Source organism: Candidatus Magnetobacterium casense (assembly GCF_019173545.1).
Lineage (GTDB): Bacteria > Nitrospirota > Thermodesulfovibrionia > Thermodesulfovibrionales > Magnetobacteriaceae > Magnetobacterium > Magnetobacterium cryptolimnobacter.
This window is the reverse complement of the sequence record NZ_JABXWD010000362.1, coordinates 1-3,408: the sequence shown is the minus strand read 5'-3', so window position 1 is coordinate 3,408 and position 3,408 is coordinate 1. Positions and strand designations below refer to the sequence as shown.

7 protein-coding genes are annotated in these 3,408 nt (G+C 53.7%); 6 read left to right on the top strand and 1 reads right to left on the bottom strand.

All coding sequences use genetic code 11. From position 1 onward, the window contains the following. Positions 1–232 precede the first annotated feature (232 nt). Complete coding sequence (locus tag HWQ67_RS14830; protein ID WP_218253469.1) at positions 233–439, bottom strand: hypothetical protein; 207 nt, start codon at positions 437–439, stop codon at positions 233–235. A 186-nt stretch (positions 440–625) separates the two neighbouring features. On the opposite strand from HWQ67_RS14830, the gene HWQ67_RS14825 reads away from it, so the two are divergent. The 6 genes from HWQ67_RS14825 to HWQ67_RS14800 all read left to right on the top strand — a co-directional run. Then, the gene (locus tag HWQ67_RS14825; protein ID WP_218253468.1) at positions 626–1,069 is read left to right on the top strand and encodes a hypothetical protein; all 444 of its coding nucleotides are present in this window, start codon (positions 626–628) and stop codon (positions 1,067–1,069) included. 51 nt (positions 1,070–1,120) lie between these two features. Continuing rightward, complete coding sequence (locus HWQ67_RS14820; RefSeq protein WP_218253467.1) at positions 1,121–1,615, top strand: hypothetical protein; 495 nt, start codon at positions 1,121–1,123, stop codon at positions 1,613–1,615. 88 nt (positions 1,616–1,703) lie between these two features. Further along, complete coding sequence (locus tag HWQ67_RS14815) at positions 1,704–2,237, top strand: hypothetical protein (protein ID WP_218253466.1); 534 nt, start codon at positions 1,704–1,706, stop codon at positions 2,235–2,237. A gap of 1 nt (position 2,238) precedes the next feature. Continuing rightward, complete coding sequence (locus HWQ67_RS14810) at positions 2,239–2,712, top strand: hypothetical protein (RefSeq protein WP_218253465.1); 474 nt, start codon at positions 2,239–2,241, stop codon at positions 2,710–2,712. Between the two features lie 4 nt (positions 2,713–2,716). Then, the gene (locus HWQ67_RS14805; protein ID WP_218253464.1) at positions 2,717–3,145 is read left to right on the top strand and encodes a hypothetical protein; all 429 of its coding nucleotides are present in this window, start codon (positions 2,717–2,719) and stop codon (positions 3,143–3,145) included. Further along, positions 3,135–3,408, top strand: a 274-nt coding sequence (locus tag HWQ67_RS14800; protein ID WP_218253463.1) for a hypothetical protein, incomplete at its 3' end; no start/stop codon positions are given. The genes HWQ67_RS14805 and HWQ67_RS14800, both read left to right, overlap by 11 nt.

Here is a 3,408-nt window from a genome sequence, read left to right as displayed (position 1 = left end):
TGAACAGGGGTTTTACAGTTTCACCTGTACCCATCAGCATATTCTCCTTTGATTACTTTCACAGCATACTGATAGACTCAGCACAATAGCGAAGAGGGGAAGGAACAAATACCTTAATGTTTTCGCATGGCGCATTGCATTCTCCGGTAGCCTTCGCTACTCATCCATACCCAGTGCCCATCTCTGCAAATCACCAGACGGCATCCCACCAAAACCAACCTACTACGCTTATTCATCTTGTTAACATGCTGTTCTCCGGGAATGGCCTCTGTTGTTTCATGGGCTTGCCCCGCTTCACCCATTCCAGGACTTCTTCTGCTCTTTCCTTGTCAGGATAGTTCAACCCGTATTTCCACCTTTCCACGGTATTGGTAGCAAGGCCACAGGCACGGCTTACAGCGACAATCTCCCGGTAGTGGAACTCGGAACAAGCATTCACAAACTCATCCCAGAACGCAAGGTTCCTATCCCTGCTCGATCCCATGTCAGCAACAAAGCAGGGTCGGCCAGCCCTACTGCAGCTCACTGCCATTGAATTAAAGTATACCATACACAAAATCTATTATCATAGTGGGTGATATTCAGTAAGATAATTAACTATATGGTGTGAAACAATGATTATGTAATGACCAAGGTCATTCTAGCCATTGTGGGGTTGGTTCTCGGCTTGATGCTCGTTGCCAATGTCCTACCTGACGTTGTGGATGATGTGGCTGCAGATGACTACTCCGAAAACTTCGTCTGTGCCACTGCCGCTAACGTAACCTCGGCCAATGAAACATTAAGCTACGCCCATTACTACGAGGACTTAACCGACCTTGCAGTGGACTCCGACAATGGGGCCGATACCCCGGTTATACTCGCCTACGATGAGGATGACTACATAGTTACCGTTGGCGGGCTCGCCGCTTCCGATACCAGAATCTTGACAATAGATTACGTCCGTGAAGCTCACCAGGAGTTTACGGGCTTCGCAGCTTTCGTCAGGCTACTGCCCTTCATCACGGTGATCGGGCTATTCGTAACCGCTATTTGGGGCTTGTTTTCTGCGTGGAAATCACGCGGATAAGCCCCCGAGGTCGACGGGGATAACCTTAAACGAAATTAAGGAGGTGAGCAAATGAGGAGACATGGTGGAGGTAGTGAGGGTGGTTCCGGGAATGCCAACCTGCAGAGCATCATACTCGGCGCCATCACCATCGTCCTGGCTCTTATCGGCCTGGGAATAGCGATGGACACTATTGCTCCTTACCTGACCGGCGGGGGATCCGCTCTCAACTGGACGCGGTACCCTGGTGGTGAACCTATGCTCAAGCTATTCCCGTTGATCATGCTAGTCGGGTTGGTGATATTCGGCGGCGTGATGGTCTGGATGGGAACGAAGGGCAAGAGCTTCACCATCAAGGAAACAATAGTCACCGTCATAGTGGTCGTCGTGGCCGTGATTATGCTGCCCATCGTAATGGATGCGTGCGACACGGCTTACGAGAACACCAATGCCTCAAGCTTCACCGGGCTGACGCAGTTCCTCGGGCTGGTGCCACTGATCTATACCGTGGCGCTGATGTTCATAAGCGGACTGTTGGGCAGCCGGGTGCTGAAAGGCGTCGGTTGACGCAAGGAGCATTGAATTGATACAGACCCGCTTCTGGAACGGTTTACACAATCGGACTGGGAGCGGGTTTGTATTTGTGGAGTAATCAATGGGCTTATTTAGCAAACTAAGTGGGAAGGAGCCGAAAGGCGGAGATGCCCTGTGCTTCGTCCTGGGCTCAGACAAGCGATTCTTCCGCCGGATGATGGAACTCCAGGGGACGCACCTGCAAGACAACCACAACCGCATGGCGTACTTTGCATCACCCGACAGCAACGGGGTACTATCCAAGAAGGTCAGGGGGATGGAACGCGTCATGGGGCCGATAAGCGTGGCCTACGAGCCCATCACGGAGCTTTTCAGGTTCCGCCTTCTTGACTGGCCGCCGGACCGTGCTGCAATAGAGGCCGGCAGCAACGGCCACCACGAGACCCTTGAATCGGACGAAATACTGGACAACTCCTGGGCCGAGGGGTTCTCCCTCGCTCAATCAAGGCAAGAGGATAACGAGATACGAAACCGCCTTATGTTCATCCTGCTGTTGGCCGTCCTGGGGACAGTCGCCATGTTCCTGCTGGTAGCGGCATCCACGGGACAACTCAGCGGGTTTATAGAGGGAGCGGGTAAGTTTTTTGGAAAGTGAAATGACACAGGCAGCAGTGAAGGCCAAACCAGCACAGTCCCCGGTAAAACCAGCGCCCGCTTACACCCGGAATACCGTGGCCGACGTCTACGTTATAACAACAATGGGCGTCGTGATGTTGACGGGCAGGGATGCCGACGAGGTAAGACAGAAGATAGAGGCAGACAAGACTCACGTTCTCGATTACAGGTTTTTCGACTACGATCACAAGCGGTGGGCATACTGGGCAGTTGACGACGGCACAGGGAACCTTCAGCCACCTGCCTTCCCCAGTGTGAGGGGGTACAGTATGACATCGTTGCAGTTATACACCAAGGCAGTAAGTTACGTCCGTGTTCTAGCCCATGCGGTGGGTTTGCTCAAGGAAAAGCCGTCCACGCTGTGGGACAGGATGCTGAAACCGACGACGATAATAATGGCCATCGTGGGCATCGTGTTTTGTATGATGCTCGGTCTGATGGCCTTGACAGGATAGGAATATGCCAGGAACACAACCGATAAGAGCGACACCGGGCAGCGGCTGGATGAAGGACAGCTCGGGCATGATGGCGCCCCTGGGGAGTGCCACCAGCGTTAAGGAACTCCAGCAACTCCCCAAGGATATGCGCGACATCACCCTGGCTGCCAATACCATAATACGCGGCAACTTCACCAGGGAATTGTGGTCCGACCTGGCCATGCTGAACGCCCTTGCACCCCGACACCGTTTGACCCAGGTCTTCATAGCCAGCGTGACGGCAGGGTCCATGGCAGAGGGCGGAGCCGCAAGCAAGAAGTTCCTCATGGGCATCACCAATATGCTGGCTCCGGGGATGCTCGAGGACAACAGCCGGCGTCCATACGATAAGCGGAAGACCAGAAGATTCAGCAAGGACCACAAGGGCGAGGTTACAGAGGATGAGGAGTGACGCACCTACGTTACCCGACGCACTTGAAGAATACGAATCGGAAGACGATATCCTTGAGGCTGCCGTCGAGGATGCCGACGAGGTGGACGACGAATACCGCAACCCGTTTCCACCGGAATATGTCGTTGGGCAAATCGGCCACCGCGGAGGCGGTAAGTCAGCTCTACTAGCATACTTCCTGTTCAACTGTCTCGCCGCCGGGGATACCGTTTTCACCAACCTGGAGCTCCATCCCGAAAAACTGGGCATAGAAAAGAAACCGT

Bases quoted from the DNA above. Each gene is read 5' to 3' on its own strand.
- HWQ67_RS14825 (WP_218253468.1), top strand. From the start codon at position 626: ATGACCAAGGTCATTCTAGCCATTGTGGGGTTGGTTCTCGGCTTGATG.
- HWQ67_RS14805 (WP_218253464.1), top strand. From the start codon at position 2,717: ATGCCAGGAACACAACCGATAAGAGCGACACCGGGCAGCGGCTGGATG.
- HWQ67_RS14815 (WP_218253466.1), top strand. From the start codon at position 1,704: ATGGGCTTATTTAGCAAACTAAGTGGGAAGGAGCCGAAAGGCGGAGAT.
- HWQ67_RS14810 (WP_218253465.1), top strand. From the start codon at position 2,239: ATGACACAGGCAGCAGTGAAGGCCAAACCAGCACAGTCCCCGGTAAAA.
- HWQ67_RS14820 (WP_218253467.1), top strand. From the start codon at position 1,121: ATGAGGAGACATGGTGGAGGTAGTGAGGGTGGTTCCGGGAATGCCAAC.